Below are 853 nucleotides of genomic sequence, written 5' to 3'. Positions count from 1 at the left end.
CCTCAGTTGCAATCTCAACTGGACGAGCTCACTACGCGTTATGAGTTGCTGTTGCAACAACTACCGGCACAAAAAGAGTTGGCCACAATGTTGGCGTCGGTAAACGAACTCGGTATCGACAACAAGTTAACGTTTACTCGCATCTATTGGGGAGAAAAGCAGTCAGAAAACTTCCTGTATCGATTGCCACTAAATATCGAGCTAACAGGTGATTTCCACGATATCGGTCGTTTTTCACAGGCCATTGCCACATTGCCACGAATCATCACCTTTAAAGATGTGACTTGGCAGCGTGTCAGCCAAGAGAGTGAACCTTTGCACTTCCGAGTGAGAGCAAACACTTACCAGTTCAAGCCTGAGGAAAAGAAAGATGAGAAATAAATCTTTGCTGACGGTGTTGGTAAGCGCTCTATTGGTCGGGTGCCAGGCGAATGATGAATCATTAACGGATTTTATTCGTGGTGTTGAGAGTCAGGCGCGACGAGATGTGGAGAAGCTCAAACCTGCTGACAAATACATCGCAGTAGCGTATGCCCCAGAAGTGATGCGTGCTCCTTTCGAATTGCCCAAAGAGGCGACCATCGCGACTCAACCTGTGGCGAGAAAAGATTGTTGGCAACCGCCGAACCGAGCGAGATCTGGCAAGTTAGAAAAATTCCCACTCAGCCAACTTCGTTTAAAAGGAGTGATGGGTATGGGGAACACCGTTTCTGGTTTAGTTCAAGCCCCGAATGGCACGGTTTACAAAGTGAAACCAGGTCAATACCTCGGACGTAATAACGGTAAGGTCACCCATGTTACCCACTCCTATTTATTGATTAATGAAACCTTGCCCGATGGTTTGGGGTGCTGG

General features: G+C 47.5%; 2 protein-coding genes. Both read left to right on the top strand.

All coding sequences use genetic code 11. The annotated features are described in order from the left end of the window. A partial coding sequence (gene pilO / locus R8O11_RS26320) for a type 4a pilus biogenesis protein PilO (protein ID WP_318194754.1) occupies positions 1 to 381 on the top strand: 381 nt, incomplete at its 5' end. Continuing rightward, positions 371 to 853: pilus assembly protein PilP (locus R8O11_RS26315; RefSeq protein WP_318194753.1), on the top strand; the 483-nt coding region annotated here is incomplete at its 3' end. The genes pilO and R8O11_RS26315, both read left to right, overlap by 11 nt.

Source organism: Vibrio sp. 1288 (assembly GCF_033344475.1).
The sequence above is the reverse complement of the archived record's forward strand: the minus strand, read 5'-3'. Positions and strand labels throughout refer to the sequence as shown.